This is a genomic window from Pseudomonas aegrilactucae (assembly GCF_019168305.1).
Taxonomy (GTDB): Bacteria; Pseudomonadota; Gammaproteobacteria; order Pseudomonadales; family Pseudomonadaceae; genus Aquipseudomonas; species Aquipseudomonas aegrilactucae.
In genome coordinates, this window is record NZ_JAHTBI010000027.1 from 68185 (window position 1) to 84646 (window position 16462).

The 16462-nt window shown below is 53.6% G+C and carries 17 protein-coding genes and 1 pseudogene; 9 read left to right on the forward strand and 9 right to left on the reverse strand.

The features are described from left to right. Window positions 1-59 precede the first annotated feature (59 nt). Entirely contained in the window at window positions 60-260 is a 201-nt protein-coding gene (locus tag KUO17_RS08595; RefSeq protein WP_014860748.1) for a YbdD/YjiX family protein, read from the reverse strand. Window positions 261-274: 14 nt separating this feature from the next. Further along, entirely contained in the window at window positions 275-2332 is a 2058-nt protein-coding gene (locus KUO17_RS08600; RefSeq protein ID WP_100633715.1) for a carbon starvation CstA family protein, read from the reverse strand. A gap of 295 nt (window positions 2333-2627) precedes the next feature. On the opposite strand from KUO17_RS08600, the gene KUO17_RS08605 reads away from it, so the two are divergent. From KUO17_RS08605 to KUO17_RS08615, 3 genes are all read left to right on the forward strand, one after another. Continuing rightward, the gene (locus tag KUO17_RS08605) at window positions 2628-3989 is read left to right on the forward strand and encodes a cache domain-containing protein (protein ID WP_122388547.1); all 1362 of its coding nucleotides are present in this window, start codon (window positions 2628-2630) and stop codon (window positions 3987-3989) included. A 33-nt stretch (window positions 3990-4022) separates the two neighbouring features. After that, the gene (locus KUO17_RS08610; RefSeq protein ID WP_186517021.1) at window positions 4023-4664 is read left to right on the forward strand and encodes a response regulator; all 642 of its coding nucleotides are present in this window, start codon (window positions 4023-4025) and stop codon (window positions 4662-4664) included. Between the two features lie 886 nt (window positions 4665-5550). Next, on the forward strand, window positions 5551-6126 hold the full coding sequence (locus KUO17_RS08615) for a TetR/AcrR family transcriptional regulator (protein WP_100633709.1): 576 nt from the start codon (window positions 5551-5553) through the stop codon (window positions 6124-6126). Window positions 6127-6671: 545 nt separating this feature from the next. On the opposite strand, the gene KUO17_RS08620 is transcribed toward KUO17_RS08615, so the two are convergent. Together KUO17_RS08620 and KUO17_RS08625 are read right to left on the reverse strand one after the other, a co-directional pair. Beyond that, window positions 6672-6920, reverse strand: a complete 249-nt coding sequence (locus KUO17_RS08620) for a hypothetical protein (RefSeq protein WP_100633707.1) — start codon at window positions 6918-6920, stop codon at window positions 6672-6674. 538 nt (window positions 6921-7458) lie between these two features. Continuing rightward, complete coding sequence (locus tag KUO17_RS08625) at window positions 7459-7776, reverse strand: transposase (protein ID WP_100633705.1); 318 nt, start codon at window positions 7774-7776, stop codon at window positions 7459-7461. A gap of 273 nt (window positions 7777-8049) precedes the next feature. On the opposite strand from KUO17_RS08625, the pseudogene KUO17_RS26595 reads away from it, so the two are divergent. The 6 genes and pseudogenes from KUO17_RS26595 to KUO17_RS08655 all read left to right on the forward strand — a co-directional run. After that, a pseudogene (locus KUO17_RS26595) lies at window positions 8050-8498 on the forward strand (transposase); the annotation flags it as partial. A gap of 393 nt (window positions 8499-8891) precedes the next feature. Then, window positions 8892-9446: an OsmC family protein gene (locus tag KUO17_RS08635; RefSeq protein ID WP_100633703.1), complete on the forward strand. Its 555-nt coding sequence runs from the start codon at window positions 8892-8894 to the stop codon at window positions 9444-9446. A gap of 72 nt (window positions 9447-9518) precedes the next feature. Next, window positions 9519-10292 carry an SDR family NAD(P)-dependent oxidoreductase gene (locus KUO17_RS08640; protein WP_100633701.1) on the forward strand — a complete coding sequence of 258 codons (774 nt, stop codon included), beginning with the start codon at window positions 9519-9521 and terminating at the stop codon, window positions 10290-10292. Window positions 10293-10387: 95 nt separating this feature from the next. Then, window positions 10388-10978 carry a TetR/AcrR family transcriptional regulator gene (locus tag KUO17_RS08645; RefSeq protein ID WP_100633699.1) on the forward strand — a complete coding sequence of 197 codons (591 nt, stop codon included), beginning with the start codon at window positions 10388-10390 and terminating at the stop codon, window positions 10976-10978. Window positions 10979-10981: 3 nt separating this feature from the next. Beyond that, window positions 10982-11680, forward strand: a complete 699-nt coding sequence (locus KUO17_RS08650) for a DsbA family oxidoreductase (RefSeq protein ID WP_100633697.1) — start codon at window positions 10982-10984, stop codon at window positions 11678-11680. Window positions 11681-11743: 63 nt separating this feature from the next. After that, on the forward strand, window positions 11744-12073 hold the full coding sequence (locus KUO17_RS08655; RefSeq protein WP_100634008.1) for a thioredoxin family protein: 330 nt from the start codon (window positions 11744-11746) through the stop codon (window positions 12071-12073). A gap of 33 nt (window positions 12074-12106) precedes the next feature. On the opposite strand, the gene kefC is transcribed toward KUO17_RS08655, so the two are convergent. From kefC to KUO17_RS08680, 5 genes are all read right to left on the reverse strand, one after another. Next, complete coding sequence (kefC, locus tag KUO17_RS08660) at window positions 12107-13930, reverse strand: glutathione-regulated potassium-efflux system protein KefC (protein ID WP_186517019.1); 1824 nt, start codon at window positions 13928-13930, stop codon at window positions 12107-12109. After that, window positions 13931-14452 carry a glutathione-regulated potassium-efflux system oxidoreductase KefF gene (gene kefF / locus KUO17_RS08665; protein WP_100633693.1) on the reverse strand — a complete coding sequence of 174 codons (522 nt, stop codon included), beginning with the start codon at window positions 14450-14452 and terminating at the stop codon, window positions 13931-13933. A gap of 109 nt (window positions 14453-14561) precedes the next feature. Next, window positions 14562-14780 (reverse strand): tautomerase family protein, encoded by a 219-nt coding sequence (locus KUO17_RS08670; protein WP_014860756.1) that lies wholly within the window; start codon window positions 14778-14780, stop codon window positions 14562-14564. A 30-nt stretch (window positions 14781-14810) separates the two neighbouring features. Next, a complete protein-coding gene (locus KUO17_RS08675) occupies window positions 14811-15917 on the reverse strand; it encodes an alkene reductase (RefSeq protein WP_186517017.1) in 1107 nt (368 codons plus the stop codon). Between the two features lie 44 nt (window positions 15918-15961). Beyond that, a complete protein-coding gene (locus KUO17_RS08680) occupies window positions 15962-16294 on the reverse strand; it encodes a carboxymuconolactone decarboxylase family protein (RefSeq protein WP_014860758.1) in 333 nt (110 codons plus the stop codon). Window positions 16295-16462 lie beyond the last annotated feature (168 nt).

The following is a 16462-nucleotide window of genomic DNA, read 5'->3' on the forward strand; positions in this document are numbered from 1 at the left end:
AAAGCGCCCGATGCATTGCATCGGGCGCGATTGACTACGCAGATAAATACCTCAAGGTGCTAACAGCAACGTGGCTGACCGTTGCCGCCGCCATATCGAGCTTCCTGTCTCTCCCGAAAGAATTCCTCATATGACATCAGAGGTTTGTCAGGGTGCTTGTTCTGCATGTGCTCGACGTAGGTGTCGTAGTCAGGCATGCCCACCATCAGACGCGCTGCCTGACCCAGGTATTTACCGAGGCGACTCAGGTCATTGAACACGCTACCACCCTCCTTTATGCATCAGGCAGTGCTTGGTAAGGCGACTCTTTATCCGTCCGCTCCTTGCTACCCCACGCCGCAATCCCAACCTTGAGCGCGTAGAACAAAATGCTAAACATAACAAGCAAGAACAGGGCTGTGAGCGTAGCGTTCGTATAGGCGTTGAAGATCACATGCTGCATCTGCGAAATGTCCTTCGCCGGCGCCAAAATCTGACCATTGGCCTGCGCATCACTGTACTTACGGGCCAACGCCAGGAAGCCCATAGCAGGGTTAGCATCGAACAGTTTGATGAATCCCGCAGTTGTAGTGCAAATCAGCAGCCAAATCGCTGGTAGCAGGGTCACCCAAACATACCGATGACGCTTCATTTTGATAAGCACGACGGTACTTAGCATCAAAGCGATACCTGCCAACATCTGGTTGGAAATGCCGAACAGCGGCCAAAGCGTATTGATACCACCCAACGGATCGATCACGCCCTGGTAGAGCAGGTAGCCCCACAGTGCCACACAGCCAGCGGTGGCAATAAGGTTCGCCGTCCAGGACTCTGTGCGGCGTAGGGAAGGAACAAACGAACCTAACAAATCCTGCAGCATGAAGCGTCCTGCCCTGGTGCCAGCATCGACTGCGGTCAAGATAAACAGCGCTTCGAAGAGGATTGCAAAGTGGTACCAGAACGCCATGGTATTTTCACCCGGCAAGAGGTGGTGCAGGATTTGGGCAATACCTACAGCTAACGTCGGTGCACCTCCTGCCCGGGCAAGAATTGTGGTTTCACCGATATCTCGGGCAACAGCCTCAAGCTGATCAGGTGAAATTGTGAACCCCCAACTGCTAACCGTCTGCGCTACGGACACTGCATCACCACCAACGATAGCCGCAGGGCTGTTCATGGCGAAGTACACACCAGGCTCAATTACCGACGCAGCCACCATAGCCATGATCGCTACGAAGGACTCCATCAACATGCCACCGTAGCCGATGTAGCGGGCGTGGCCTTCGCTTGCGAGCAACTTAGGTGTTGTGCCAGAGGCTATCAGCGCGTGGAATCCCGAGACTGCACCGCAGGCAATGGTAATAAAGAGGAACGGGAACAAGCCGCCTTTCCACACCGGCCCCGTGCCATCGGTGAACTGAGTCAACGCCGGCATTTTCAGCTCGGGCATAGTGACGAGAATACCGACGGCAAGCGCGAGAATCGTGCCAATTTTGAGGAACGTGGACAGGTAGTCACGTGGTGCCAAGATCAGCCAGACGGGCAGCACCGCAGCGACGAAGCCGTAGCCAATCAGCATCCAGGTGATTTGAATACCGGTGAAGGTAAAAGCCTTGGCCCAAACTGGGTCAGCAGCAATCTGCCCCCCCAACCAAATTGAGCCCAACAGCAACAACACACCAATTACCGAGATCTCTCCGATGCGCCCGGGACGAACATAGCGCATGTAGACGCCCATAAACATGGCGATCGGAATGGTGGCCATGACGGTGAAGATACCCCAGGGGCTCTCAGCCAGCGCTTTGACCACAATCAGCGCTAATACGGCAAGGATGATGATCATGATCAGGAAGCAGCCAAACAGCGCGATCGTTCCTGGGACTCTGCCCATCTCCTCTCGCACTATGTCCCCCAAAGAGCGACCGTTGCGGCGGGTAGACAGGAATAGCACCATGAAGTCTTGTACCGCGCCGGCAAGCACCACGCCGGCTATCAGCCAAAGCGTTCCAGGCAAATAGCCCATCTGGGCAGCGAGTACTGGCCCAACCAAAGGCCCCGCACCAGCGATTGCAGCGAAGTGATGCCCGAAGAGCACGTGTTTGTTGGTCGGCACATAATCCAGGCCGTCGTTGTTGACAACGGCGGGAGTGGCCCGACGAGGGTCTAGCTGCATCACTTTCTCGGCGATGAACAGACTGTAGTATCGGTATGCAACGAGATAGATGGCGACTGCTGCGACTACGATCCAGAGAGCATTGATAGCTTCGCCACGGCGCAAGGCCACGACGCTCAGCGCGAATGCTCCCAGAACAGCCACGGCAAACCAGGCAATGTGTTTAGCCATATGGGTCATTACGTGTCTCCTGTCGACAGCCTGTAGGTCGTCGACCGTGATTTTTATATTTGTGTCCGCTTCGCGGCAGCGGCCAATATCCGCGTATACCCACCACAAATAAATCCGCAGAACTACGCCCACAAGCCTACGTAGTTCTACTGAGCTGCCGGCTATGCAATCGGGTCTTTCGACCGCTAGCCGCTTTCGGCTACTCGGTGCATCGGGGATTGACATAAGATGCTGGAGCCTCAGTGGTCTCCAACCGCAGCCCCCAAGACCGCTGGTCGAGTACAAGGTCTGGACAGGAGTAGGAATGCAGCTCAAACACAAAATTGTCGCCCTGGGGATCTTGCCACTTGTATTGGCTATTGCCGCTATCTGCGCGCTTGTCATCTCCCTGAACAACCAGCTGGGTGACCAGCAAGCACAACTGATCGAAGACAGTATTTTGGTCAGTAAGCGTGCAGAGCTGGAGAACTACGTAGCGATGGCAAGGAGCTTGATCGCCCCCCTCTATAACGATGGCCATGGTGACGAACATGCCAAGCAAAAAGTCCTAGACGAGCTGAGGAAGCTTAGCTTTGGTATAAATGGTTATTTTTTCGTCTACGATCGCCAAGGCCGCAGCCTGATGCATGCACGGCAGGCAGAGCTTGTCGGCAAAGACCTCATGGATATGAGAGATCCACACGGTCTGCTAGTGATTCAAGCGTTGCTGAAAAGTGCCAGGTCTGGAGAGGGCTTTCAACGCTATGCGTGGAATAAGCCTTCATCCGGAAGAGTGACCGAAAAGCTAGCGTACGTCGTAATGTTAAAACAATGGGGGTGGATGATCGGTACGGGCATCTACCTTGAAGACGTTGAGAAAGCCACTCGGCAAGCGCGCGATGAAGTGGCTCATGGCATCCGCAAGACGATGGTTTCAATTGCTGTCGTCGCCCTTGTGGCAGTCCTGTTCGTATTTGCAAGCGGGATGACGCTGAACCTGAGTGAGCATCGACTGGCCGACACCAAGCTACAACGCTTGAACCAGCGAATTGTCAGCCTTCAGGAAGAGGAGCGTTCGCGCGTTTCTCGCGAGCTTCACGATGGCATTAGCCAAGTTCTCGTGTCCATAAAATACAAACTTGAGCTAGCAGGCTTTCTGCTCGAAAACGAAGAAAGCCCAGGTGCAGTTATCTTGAAAGAGGCTACCGAGCGACTTGGAGAGGCCATCGGGGAGGTTCGGAGCATCTCACACGACCTTCGTTCTTCGCTCTTGGACACCCTGGGGCTTCCCGCCGCAATCGGACAATTATCTGATGAGTTCGAGCAGCGCAGTGGACTGCGGGTAACGTTCGAAACCAATGAGTTTGAATGCCTGCTGGACGATGGGGTACCCGTCTCGCTTTTTCGAATTGTTCAGGAAGCATTATCTAACATCGAGCGACACGCTCAAGCTCACCATGTAGCGATTACTTTGTTTGGAACCGAGAAATCTGTTCGCTTAAGAGTCATCGACGATGGAGTTGGCTTTAACGTCGATGAAGTTGAGCGTCGCCATGCCGGGATCGGACTAAGAAACATACGCGAACGCGTCGAACACATGGGTGGTCGATTTCATCTGGTATCTTCACCTGGCCGGAGTGAGGTCGACATTGAGATCCCAATGAGCATCCCTTGTAGAAAAGTTTGAACCACTTATTTCGATAACAATGGACACCCCCCTATGAGCCTATCAACAAAAATTCGTTTAGCCTTAGTCGATGACCACTCGCTTGTCCGCGACGGGATCAGGGCATTGCTTTCGGTAGTACCCAATGTGGCTGTTGTTGGTGAGGCCGAAAACGGCGCACGCGCCATGGAAATGGTTGAACAGTGCAAGCCAGACCTACTTCTAGTAGACATCAATCTACCAGACATAAACGGTCTTGTACTCACACGAAAAATACGCGAAAAGCATCCTTCATTGCGGGTTCTGGTGCTCAGCATGCACGACAGTAAAGAATACGTCAGCGAATCACTGCGTGCAGGCGCGAGCGGCTACGTGTTAAAAAACTCCCCTTCGAGAGAAATAGTTGCGGCGATTGAAGCGATCGCAACTGGAGGTACTTTTTACAGTGCCGAAATAGCACAAAAACTTCTCCTTGAAGACGGCGAGTCCAGCGAACTAACGCCCAGGGAGAGCCAAGTTCTTTATAAAATGGCTCAAGGACTGAACAACAAAGAAATGGCCCGTGAACTTAATATAAGCGTCAGAACAGTAGAGACGCACCGCCTGAGCATTCGACGAAAATTAAAAATCGACAAACCTGCAGCGCTAGTAAAATATGCAATCGATCATGGAATAATTTCCAGCCAACCACATTGAAAATGTGACGATAACCTAAACAACTATCTGGCTCGCCAAATTGTAATGAAATCGTACCATTTCTCGTGCGTTATTATACACCAGCCAGCCAACCAGCCAGCCGCGCACCAGCAGGACTGGCACAGCCACACTCCAGCTCACAAGGATGCAGCAGTGCCCCATTCCGTGTACCTCTGAATCCAAATTCCTTAGTACTGCCCCGCGACATAAGTGATGTCAGATGGCACCACCCATTGCAAGCCTACCTACTGGATGGTATCCTGCCTTCACAAGTCGGAGGAATTTACACGTGGACACAAACGATAAACCACCCACCCGAGCTACCTTTCGGTTCGGCATCAATCGATCGTCGGCTAATAAGCGAATGCGTTACATTGAAGGAACGCAAATCGATCCAAACGAATGCATTTTTTGCGTGCCCGACCTCAATGATGACGTCGTCGAATTAGGCAAGCGGGTGCCAGACGCAGAATCACCCCAGAAAACTCAGTGATCAAGCAAGGCGGCAAACGGCATGCCCCCCGTACTCCCGCTCTTGGTAAGCTTTTTCCCGCCCTGCCCTCCAAAAAATAGATAGCCTGGCTGGGAAGCCTCATTGCTCACGTATGGATTTTTATCTGCGCATTCGCAACCAATCCCAACAAAATTCGTTGATCCCGAACCAGTTTGCGTCTTAGCGTTTCTGGCTCATTTCGAAATGGCCTCAGATCAGCCGCCGCCTGGTGGATCGGTAGTCCTAAGCAGGCTCCTAGGCTCGCCAATCCCGCATGGAGCCTATTCGAGATGGGCGCTAAGGGTTAGGAAGCCCAGTGCGCGCATGGCGAGCGCTGTCTTATGAGGGGTGACTAATTTATGATGTCTGGATGACAAATTTGGATGCCGCATCATGAGTACACGTTCAGACCTTTTGACCAGCGCTGAAATTCTGTTGCGCACGAAGGGCTACGCAGCCTTCAGCTATGCCGACTTGGCAGAGGAAATTGGCATCAAGAAGGCGAGTATTCATCATCATTTCCCGACCAAGGAAGGCATGGCAATTGCCATCGTCGAAAGCTATCTGTTTCGTTTCAAGAAGCAGTTGAATGCCATCAATGATGAAAATATTGGCGTTGTTGACCGGTTGAACGCCTTTGCTCTTATGTTCGCGCACAGTAGTGAAAATGGAATGCTTCCACTCTGCGGGGCGTTGGCTGCAGAGCTGCTGGCCTTACCTGAAAGCCTCAAGGCGATAACAAAGGATTTTTTCGAAATCCATCTCACTTGGCTTCAAGATAACATCAAGCATGGCCAGGTTCTGGGTGAGCTTAAGGCCGACCTAGACGTTACGAAGGTTTCAAGATTTATATTGAATGCCCTGGAGGGTGCCAGCTTTGTGTCTTGGGCCATGAACGATGATTACCAGAAGTCTTCTGGGTTTGATTTGATTCTGGCTGGGCTTTTGAATTCTGAAACTAAACATTGATAGTAACCGTCCGGCCAACACATCTTCCCGCCCCACCCGCTGCAAGCCATGGTGTCCACCTAATCGAGTGGACACCATCGCCCTCAATACTGGAGTTTTGAAGGTGCGTTCTTCGACCTCTTACGTGACTCGAACAGGGCCATCTTTCCCTAGCATACGCCTGTATCCGTCCAGCAATTCGCTGAGGGCGTTCGCGACGCCCTCGCCATAGCAACCCGAGGCGCGCCCCAGACGTCACTGACGATTATGCTTTCCATTCCACTCGCTCTAACGCTCAAAGACCGAAAAGGCATCGCCAGGGCAATAGGCCATCAATGCACAGGAACAACTCGAAGCTCAATCTAAAGCAGACGGGGGTTATCCATTGCTGGCCCACAATCAAGAAATCCCGCTACGGTACTCGCCTCAACGGGCAGCCGGAGCCAAGCTCCACCTCGCAAAAACTACCTCATGGCGGGGTGTCACAGGTAGGAGATGAACCGTCGGGCTCCGCAACAGAAATAGAAACGCCCCGCCTGGGCGGGGCGTGGTTACCAGCACCGAACTCAGCGCTCTTTGTTCGCCTGCGAAAGCACGGAGCCTGCCAGGCTCAACACCGTCTGGCTGTGGCCCAACTCACCCAGAATTTTGCTGGCTAGCTCCTCCATCCGAGCACTGGTTTGCTTGGTAGATGAGGCCTGAGAAAGCGCCGAGCCAGCTAGCTCCTTGGCCAAAGCGGAGGATTTAGAGTCAAGCAGTACAGCCGAGGCCAGGCTGGCGATCGAACTGCTGGTTTGTTTCGCATTAAAGCTCATAGTCTTACCTTTTGATCAGAGATTAAGTGCCCCGACCGAGCGCTAGCGCATCGAACCACGCGTCACCTTTCATTTGACGCGGCAGTGCGCAATTCGATGTAATGCGTTCACTCAAGTCAGGTTGTCCAACCGTATGGCTTTGAGAGCGAGTGGATCACGGAACGTTTGGCGACCTAACGTGACCGCTCGCTGAACTCGCCCCCCGTCTAGGGACACGGCACTGCAAACACCATATCTAGGGTGTCTTTGTCGCAGCAACCACAAGATGAGCGATTTCCGCTTAGTTATCAAGCGTTGAAGACACATATGCCCTGTGGATAATGTGTGCATATCCTGTTGGGCGTACAGCCCAAGCTGCATACCGCTTGGCTTGCAGCGCGCCCCAAAAATTTCGAACTTTTTTTTGACGCTGGCCATTACGTGATTCGTCGTGAGGATCTGAAGCGCTCACGCATGCTGAATTGGCCTGCACCTGGTGGCGGAGACGCTCGGGAGATAGGGCGAAAATGATGCAGGCCAGCCTCGTCCCGCTTGGCCTTCAAGCTAAGGCTGCGCAGGCGGCGGCACTGTCGACGGGCCAACTCATTTTGATGAGCGTGCGCGGATATTGGATTTCAAGGCAAATGTAGGCGGGTTGGCCTTGTGATCTGGTCGGGAGCATCTGGGTATGCAGAGGGATGAACGCTGGCTGCAACGCGGTGGATTTCTGCGTGTGCAGGCGTATCCATTTATGCACGAGGTTGGCGTTGAGGCTGGGGCCCAATCCGATGTTGGCGATGGAGGCGCCGGGCTCTGAACACTCTTGAATGACCTGGGCTTTGAAGGATTTGCTGTAGGTACGGCGCTGAAGGCGCATGAAGAGTCCGCCTGATGGGTCAGAAATGGCGTCCACTTAAATTAGGTGGATACCATGGCCTCCGGCGTTTGCATCGGGAAGGTGTGTTCGCCGGCCCCTTACCATTAATTAGGCGTTTTGGGGCTCAGAAAAGCTTGTTCTTCATGCGCTGATTATTGAGAAACCAGGGCAACGCCCTGGTTACATTCTTCACGGACGCACGTCCCCCAACTAATGCAGGCGCACCAGCCACAGATTTGAGAGCGCAAACAACTTGATCAGTCTCGCCGTGCTCTGCAAACACGCCACAAGCGTTTCCTGGCTGAGATGAAACAGGTCGTGCCGTGGCATGCACTGGTTGCATTGCGAACCGCTTAATCCAAAAGCTGACAGCGGTAGGAAGCCCTATCCACTGGAAACCATGCTGCGCATCCACCTCTGCAATACTGGTCTCACTAGCGATCCAGCCATGGAAGAAGCGCTGTAAGAGATCACCTCGATGCGCCAGTCTGCACAGCTGACACTCAGCGCCCCGACCCCTGAGGGCACCACGATGGTGAGTTACCGGCATCTGCTGGAAGAGCATCTGCTTGCGAGGGGCATTCTGGAGATCATCGACGACTTCTTCTCGACAAAGGCCTCTCATTGCGCAAGTGGTCGATGGTCGATGCCATCATCGCCACCCTCCCTGTTCGACCAAAAACATGCATGAAAAACGTGCCCCTAAGGTGCATCAGCCGAAGACAACTGCTGCCAGCCTAAAACCCCTCTTGTCTGGTTTATGTTTTCATTAATTATATTAAAAACAACGTCTTGGAGTATTTCACTCTGAGCCGCTACCACCTCTTCGCAGTGGAGCTCCGCACTGTCCGCTGCCAGTTCTTAACGGAGCTGGCCTCTTCCCCTCTGTGTAAATCTAAAACCTCCGAGAGCCTGGCATTTCAGTCGCCTAACCTGCTGAAATAGCAGGTATTTCACCAAGCTTAAGATACGAGCCTCTTCGGATCGAAAGGTCGCCGCATGCGTGCGCACACTTCACGGGAAAAGAATTTCTTGCACGCCAACCTACCAGTTGGTAGAGTTGTTTCTCAGCGAACAACCTACCCCCGTAAATGCGTGCACCGAGGATCTATCAAATGACTACCAATCTGAACGGTATTGACGTAGCTGCCCTGCAACAATTTGCCCAAGCCGTTGCTGAGGATGCGAGCAAGCGCCACGCCAGTTTCAACGTTAAGACCGCGTGGAAAGGCCAGACCCGCTCTGTAGCCAAAGTCAGCCGTTATAGCCTGGCCGGTGAAACCTACTCGCGTGATTTCGAAATCGCCGCCGATGAACCCAATGAACTGCTGGGCGAAAACACTGCGCCTAACCCTCAGGAACTGCTGATGGCTGCTCTCAACGCCTGCATGTCGGTCGGCTATGCCGCCAATGCCGCGATGATGGGCATCAAGATCCACAGCCTGGAAATTGAGACCGACGGCACTCTCGACCTGCGTGGCTTCCTGGGTATCGATGAAAGCGTTAACCCAGGCTACGACGAGGTAAGCGTCGTAATCCGCCTGCACACCGACGCCTCCCGTGAGCGCGTGGAAGAGCTGCACAAGGTGGTGCTTAAGACTTCGGTCAACTACGCAAACTTCTCTAAAGCCATCCGCATGCTCCCTAAGCTCGAAGTCATCGAAGGCTAACTGTCATGGCCGCAGGTGTGTACGGCACCTGGCGGCCAGCGACCTTTCGGTTATCTGGTACTGGAGTCTGTAATGAACGATTTTTTTAAAGGCAAAAAACTGTTGGTCGTGGGCGGCACAAGCGGCATGGGCCTGGAAACAGCACGCCTGTTTTTGAAGGCTGGTGGCAGCGTGGTTCTCACCGGCAGTAAACAGGATAAAGCCGACGCTGTTCGCGCTGAGCTGAGTTCGTTGGGGAACGTATCGGTGATCGTTGCCAACCTCATGACCGAAGAAGGGATGAATTTCGTACGCAACGAAATCAATGCCAATCACAGTGACATTGGCTTCATGGTGAACTCCGCAGGCATATTCATTCCGAAGCCTTTCATCGAGCACGATGAGGCTGATTACGACATGTATCTGGATTTGAACCGCGCCACGTTCTTTATCACGCAGGCCGTGGTCAAGAATATGCTCGCCGCCAAGCGCGAAGGTTCCATTGTCAACGTCGGTTCGATTGGCGCCCAAGCTGCACTGGCAGGCTCTCCAGCGACTGCTTATTCGATGGCTAAGGCGGGTCTGCACGCAGTCACCCGAAACCTGGCAATTGAGCTGGCGCACTCCGGTATCCGAGTTAATGCCGTGTCTCCTGGCATCGTTCACACCTCGATCTATGAAGGTTTCATGGACAAGGACGCGATTCCGGATGCGATGAAGTCGCTCAACGATTTCCACCCGCTGGGGCGTGTCGGTGTTCCCGAGGACGTCGCCAACACCATCCTCTTCCTGCTCTCGGATAAAACTTCCTGGGTGACAGGTGCTATCTGGGACGTTGATGCAGGGGTGATGGCAGTACGGGCCTAATACCGTAGCAAGCGCTGCATATAGCGCCTCTCAGTGAGGCGCTTTCCCAGTGCACTGCCTCCGGTGGAAAAAGGTGCTGGCTGTAGGAGTTCCAAATGCCTATCACGACAAAAGCTGCGCTCATGAGTTACGCGGAAACCCAGATGCGTTCAAAGGGTTACTCAGCATTCAGTTACGCTGATCTCGCTGCGAAGATCGGTATCAGAAAAGCCAGCATTCACCATCATTTTCCTACGAAGGAGTGCTTGGGCGCAGAGCTGATCAACGATTACATCTCCCGGTTCAATGAAACGCTGGCCTCAATCGAAGCCATGTATCCCGAGCCACTGCAGCGTCTGCAGGCCTTTTCTCGACTTTTCGTGATCAGCGCGAATGATGGGCTGCTGCCTTTATGCGGCGCCTTGGCTGCGGAAATGGCTGCGTTGCCGTTGTCGCTCCAAGGGCTCACGCGGGACTTCTTCAACTCTCAGCTCGCCTGGCTCCAAAGCACCCTGAATGACGCAGTCCGCCAGCACAACTGGTCGCTGGGAACAACGGCTGAAAACTTCGCCTTCATGCTGTTGAGTATGTTGGAGGGAGCAAGCCTCATTGATTGGACACTCGGTCGATCAACCGACCCTTTGGCTGGTTTTAACCATTTGCTTGAAATGGCGGCAATTCGGTCTTCATTTCTTCGTGCAGGATAGATTATGAAAACTCCTTCGAAAAAATACGTTGTCGATATCTGGTCTGATTATGTGTGTCCTTGGTGCTGGATTGCCAAGCGCCGCTTTGAGAAAGCACTTGAATGCTTCCCAGAGAAGGACGACGTACAGGTCAACGTTCGGGCCTATCGGCTGGCTGCCAACCATGCTCCGGAGCCGATGATTCCTGCCTTGAAGCGTAAGCTTGGTAACGCAAACTCCGCTTTATCGATGATGAGTACCGTCAGTAAATATGGCGAGGTCGACGGGCTTGATTACCGCTTTGACACCATGATGTTTGGCGATACTGCGGATGCTCATGTGCTGGTAAAAGCTGTTGAAGACTCGGAGGTAAAGAAGCGTCTTGTGGAAGCGCTGTACGAGCAGAGTACCAGCCACGGTAAGTCCCTTTTTGATCGCGCCAGCTTGGCGGCGATTGCTAAAGGCGCAGGTGTGTCGGACGAGTCCATCCAGCTGGCTTGGTCATCTGCAGAGTTGCGCGCTGAGATGAAGGCGGATGAACAGTTTGCCGCCCAATTGGGTTCCGGCGTACCGCTCTTCGTCTTCAATAATGCGTTCTCGGTATCAGGCGCACAGACAGACGCATCCTTTCTTCAGGCGTTGAATCAGATGGCAGCTGAGGCGAAATCCCTGGATAGCTCATCAATGGGCCAAGTCTGCGGGATCGATGGCTGCAAAATTTGACTGGCAATGGATGGCGGCATTCTCAAGGTGCCGCCTTTCCTCAATACAGAACGAGAAATCCAGATGAGTCGTATCGTTGAGTTGAGCGCTCCCCAATTTGCTCGCTTCGTAGCCAAAGGGAGCAGTGTCGTAATGTTCTCAGCCTCCTGGTGCAAACCTTGTAAAGAGATGAAGCCGATCTTCTTGGAACTGGAGGGAAAACTCCATTCTCTAGCGGTCTTTGGAAAGATTGATATTGCGGTGTCTCCGACAATTGCGCCGATGTATGGCATCCGCTCTGTGCCGTCCTTGGCGGTGTTTCACGAAGGCCGCTTATTGAAAGTCTTCGCTGGGTCTAAGTCAGTTTCAGCCTTGAAGAAAGCAATTATCACTGAGCTGGAAGACGCTAGCTAACGGAGCGTTCTCCATAACTCGCAGTCTGGCCGGCTATTCACCTCTCGGTGCTGAAGACTCATTTTTTCCTGGGCCTGCGTCAATTGGATGAGCACGATCTTCGTTGAATATTTCCGTCAGTAAAGCGTTGGCTCGTTTGTAAGCGTCGTACTTGAATTCGGTGTCATCAGCGGGCTGAGCGGCCATTTCTTCCAGCATTTCCAAATTCAGGCGACGGAACCGATCCGCACGCTCACGAGCCTCGTAGCGCCCTACACCCAGTTGCTCCAAGGCTCTACGCCCAAGGGATAACGCGCTTTCAAAAGTTTCCCGCTCGACGGCCTCTATGCCCATCTGGCGCAGGGTAATGCTATGCCCCATATCACGAGCACGCACCACCAGTTTCAGGGATGGAAAATGCTCTTGAGCCAGCTCGGTCAGTGCCAGGTTATCGTCCTGGTTGTCGATGGCGTTGATCAGCACCACGGCTTTCGCGGCACCCGCAGCGTGAAGTAAATCGAGACGTGTGGCATCCCCATAAAACACCTTCACTCCGAATTTTCGCAGTGTCTCGATGTGGTCGGGATCATGATCCAAGACCACTACCTCAAAGCCACAGGACATCAGTAGACGCCCAGCGATTTGACCGAACCGACCGAAGCCAGCAATGATGACTCGAGGATTGCTCTGATCAATGATGTCCGATTCCTTGCTACCCTGTTTGCCCGACGAGTCCAAGTGATTGAGCAAGAGGATCAGCAGAGGCGTTATACACATGGACAGCGCCACCGCCAACGTCAGGCTTTTACCCCAAGGGTCGATCAGGATGCCGGCGACAGTCGCTGCGCCAAATACCACAAAGGCAAACTCACTGCCTTGGCCGAGGAACACCGCCTGCCACGAGCGCTGATCACTTGGGACACTCAAGAAACGCCCCAGAAGCTTTATCACGAGCAGCTTGATCAGGATAAAGCCCAACGTCAGAGTGATGACTTTCAAAGGGGCGTCGATCAGCGTTCCGAAGTCAATCGACATGCCTACGCCGATGAAGAACAGACCCAGCAATAATCCCTTGAAAGGCTCGATATCGCTCTCTAGGGCATGACGATATTCCGAGCTAGCCAATAGAACGCCCGCTAAGAAAGCACCCATGGCCATCGATAAGCCTGCCTCTTCCAATAAGAGGCCGAATCCGAATACCAGGAACAGCGCGACAGCACTAAAGATCTCTCTCAGGCCAGAGCGCGCTACAAAGCGAAGGACGGGTCTGGATACGTACTGACCCAAAAGAACAACTGCGACAACTGCACCTACGATTTTCGCGATAGACAGGGCCAGTTCCGCACCCGAGGGCGTGCCACCGTTTGCGGCCAGCAGTGGAATCATAGCCACCAGGGGAATCGCCGCGATGTCTTGGAAAAGCAACACGGCAAAGCTGCTTCGACCCACGGCGGTCGAGGTCATGTTCCGCTCATTCATGGCCTGCATCGCGATAGCTGTCGACGAGAGGCTCAGCGTTAGCCCTACCAGCAGCGCAGCTGTCCAGTTCAAGCCTAGTGCAGCGCAAAATATTGCGATGGCTGCACCACATGCCAGCATCTGCATCGCACCACCACCGAACACCATCCGGCGCATAGCCCAAAGACGCCTGGGGTCGAGTTCGAGACCAATGATGAACAGCATCAACACCACGCCAATTTCAGCGAAGTGCAGTATGGACTCGACGTCGGTCACAAGCTTCAAGCCCCACGGGCCGATTAAGCAGCCGGCTATCAGATACCCCAGAACCGGGCCTAAACCTAACCGAACGGCAATTGGGACTATCAAGGCAGCTGAGCCCAAGTAAATGAGCATTTCAATCAGGCTATGAGTGTCCATTCAATCTTCCTTCCACGAGGCCAGGCGCTCGCCGTAATGGCGGATCTGCTTGAGCAGTCCGTCTTGGTCTGCTCTATATGCACCATGAACTGCGACTGGGCTTAACCAACGCATTCCACAGTAATTCGCGGTTGCTTGAAGAGGCTGGGACAGCACCGCGAAACCCGGATGGTCACCGCCTTCAAAATGATCATGCTCTCCGCCCGTGGTCACGGCCCACAGGAGATTTTTATTTTTCAAAGCAGTAGCACCCGCCCCGTAGGCCCAGCCCTGCGTGAAGACCTTATCGATCCACAGCTTCAAAAGTGGGGGGTAGCTATACCAATACAAAGGATGCTGCAGAACCAGCAGGTCTGCTTGCTCCACGGCCTTCTGTTCAGCTTCAACGTTGATGTTGAAATCGGGGTATAGGTCGTACAGGGAACGGACTACAACATCGGATTTGTTAGCTGCGAACCTGAGCATCAACGTGTTTACGTTGGATTTCTCAGGGTAAGGATGGGCGTAAATGATCAGAATCATGACGTGATTCCCCACAAACCTGGCGTTCTTCAAGAACGGAAAAAGCCCCCTGATCGTTGAGCGTAAATACACTCAGCGATCAGGGAGCTAATGGTTTGGCGATGAAGCCTTATTGGCCTGCTTGCAACTTCAGCACGTCCTGTGCAGTGACTGGATTGCCAGCGATACCCCAGTCTCCGCTCTTAACCTCTTCGAAAATGACCCAGGTCAGGGCACGCATGTTTTCGCCTTCCACCGACACCATGGCGTCAGTCACTTTGCGAATGACCTCGGCTTTTTGCTCGTCAGAAAAAACCCCTTCAATACCTTTAATAGTTACGAGTGGCATGGTGTTCTCCTAAATGTTTGGGATGGAATTTCAGGCTTTTGCTGCTGCGTATTCAGGGTAGTCGGTGTAACCCTTATCAATCGAATCGCTTACGCCGTAGTAGGTAGCGCGATCACCCTCGGCCAGCGGCCAATCGTTTTGCATGCGCTCGACCAGATCCGGGTTGGCGATGTAAGCGGTGCCGAAAGCGATCAGGTCGAGTTCGCCTTTGGCCAGCTCAGACTCTGCGATCTCTTTGGTGAAGCCGCCAGCAGCCATCAAGGTGCCTTTGTAAGCGTCGCGGAACGCAGCACCGAAGCCTGGGGGCGTTTGCGCGGCCAAGATGGTCGGTTGGTAGTTCAGGTGAACAAATGCCAGCTCTCGTTCGTTGAGGGCAGCCGCCATGCTCATCCAGGTTTCTTCTTCGCCTTCGTACACCCCGAAGTCGTACAGGCGACCAAACGGCGAGAAGCGAACGCCAATCTTCGAACCACCAATTTCAGCAGCAATCGCGTCAATTGTTTCCAGCAGGAAGCGCTGACGGTTGGCAATAGAGCCACCGTACTGATCAGTGCGAGTGTTCAGGGCGCTGCTCAGGAATTGATCGAACAGGAAGCCGTTGGCTGCCATGATTTCGATACCGTCAAAACCTGCGTCCATCGCCATCCGCGCGGATTTAACGAAATCCGCAATGACCCGTTTCACTTCTTCAGTTTCCAGGGCGCGAGGTTCGCTTGGTTGAACAGGCCCAGATTTGCCCGGTTCGATCCAGGCATACACCGTGGTGTCTACGGCAGGCACTTTGCCCGAGGAGACCGGTACCAAACCATGCACCGAGACATGGGACATACGCCCTACGTGCCAGAGCTGCGCAAAAATCTTCCCGCCTTTGGCATGCACAGCGTCAGTGACATTGCGCCAGCCTGGCAGGTGCTCATCTTCGTAAATGCCGGGGGTGTACAGATACCCCCGAGCCTCGTCGGAGATAGGCAGGCCTTCGGTGATCAGCAAGCCGGCAGAAGCACGTTGCGCGTAGTACAGCGCGTTGGATTCATTTGGAATGTTGTTCAAGGTTCGGGTGCGAGTCATGGGGGCCATGACGACGCGGTTTTTGAGCGCAATACCGGACAGGTCGTACGGAGTGAACAGCTTATTCATGATTAATCTCGACGTCGTTGGAAGGTTGAAAGTCAGCGTCTGATTCAGGACTTATCAAACGCGTCGAGCACGTGGGTGCTGTAGACCAGCGCAGCACCGGCGTTCATGTTGATGGCTACACCCAGGGCTTCAGCTACTTCTTCACTGGTAACGCCGAGCTTCTTGGCCTCAGCTGCGTGGAAAGCGATGCATCCGTCGCAGCGAGTGGTCACAGCTACAGCCAAAGAAATCAGCTCGCGGGTTTTGGCGTCCAGATGGTTCGTCTTGCCGCCAGCGGCGCCTAGCGCAGCCATGCCTTTCATGGTTTCAGGGGACAGGCCATTGAGCTCAACGAGGCGAGTGTTGATGTCTTTGCGGGTTTGCTTCCAATCTTGCATGAGGCTCTCACGTGGGCGTTAACGCCCGGCAGGTTCACGGGTTGGTTTCGACTATGAGCATACGCTACCATCTAGTTGGTAGGCTTGCAACGCCTCATGCTAAATTCACGTCATTACGCAGGATCGAGGTGACAGTATCGATACGTGGCCAATGATATTTTGGTCGAA

What these genes read in the sequence shown, in the direction of transcription:
- KUO17_RS08600 (WP_100633715.1), bottom strand. Translation starts at nt 2,332, where the DNA reads ATGACCCATATGGCTAAACACATTGCCTGGTTTGCCGTGGCTGTTCTG.
- KUO17_RS08605 (WP_122388547.1), top strand. Translation starts at nt 2,628, where the DNA reads ATGCAGCTCAAACACAAAATTGTCGCCCTGGGGATCTTGCCACTTGTA.
- KUO17_RS08610 (WP_186517021.1), top strand. Translation starts at nt 4,023, where the DNA reads ATGAGCCTATCAACAAAAATTCGTTTAGCCTTAGTCGATGACCACTCG.
- KUO17_RS08615 (WP_100633709.1), top strand. Translation starts at nt 5,551, where the DNA reads ATGAGTACACGTTCAGACCTTTTGACCAGCGCTGAAATTCTGTTGCGC.
- KUO17_RS08620 (WP_100633707.1), bottom strand. Translation starts at nt 6,920, where the DNA reads ATGAGCTTTAATGCGAAACAAACCAGCAGTTCGATCGCCAGCCTGGCC.
- KUO17_RS08625 (WP_100633705.1), bottom strand. Translation starts at nt 7,776, where the DNA reads ATGCGCCTTCAGCGCCGTACCTACAGCAAATCCTTCAAAGCCCAGGTC.
- KUO17_RS08635 (WP_100633703.1), top strand. Translation starts at nt 8,892, where the DNA reads ATGACTACCAATCTGAACGGTATTGACGTAGCTGCCCTGCAACAATTT.
- KUO17_RS08640 (WP_100633701.1), top strand. Translation starts at nt 9,519, where the DNA reads ATGAACGATTTTTTTAAAGGCAAAAAACTGTTGGTCGTGGGCGGCACA.
- KUO17_RS08645 (WP_100633699.1), top strand. Translation starts at nt 10,388, where the DNA reads ATGCCTATCACGACAAAAGCTGCGCTCATGAGTTACGCGGAAACCCAG.
- KUO17_RS08650 (WP_100633697.1), top strand. Translation starts at nt 10,982, where the DNA reads ATGAAAACTCCTTCGAAAAAATACGTTGTCGATATCTGGTCTGATTAT.
- KUO17_RS08655 (WP_100634008.1), top strand. Translation starts at nt 11,744, where the DNA reads ATGAGTCGTATCGTTGAGTTGAGCGCTCCCCAATTTGCTCGCTTCGTA.
- kefC (WP_186517019.1), bottom strand. Translation starts at nt 13,930, where the DNA reads ATGGACACTCATAGCCTGATTGAAATGCTCATTTACTTGGGCTCAGCT.
- kefF (WP_100633693.1), bottom strand. Translation starts at nt 14,452, where the DNA reads ATGATTCTGATCATTTACGCCCATCCTTACCCTGAGAAATCCAACGTA.
- KUO17_RS08670 (WP_014860756.1), bottom strand. Translation starts at nt 14,780, where the DNA reads ATGCCACTCGTAACTATTAAAGGTATTGAAGGGGTTTTTTCTGACGAG.
- KUO17_RS08675 (WP_186517017.1), bottom strand. Translation starts at nt 15,917, where the DNA reads ATGAATAAGCTGTTCACTCCGTACGACCTGTCCGGTATTGCGCTCAAA.
- KUO17_RS08680 (WP_014860758.1), bottom strand. Translation starts at nt 16,294, where the DNA reads ATGCAAGATTGGAAGCAAACCCGCAAAGACATCAACACTCGCCTCGTT.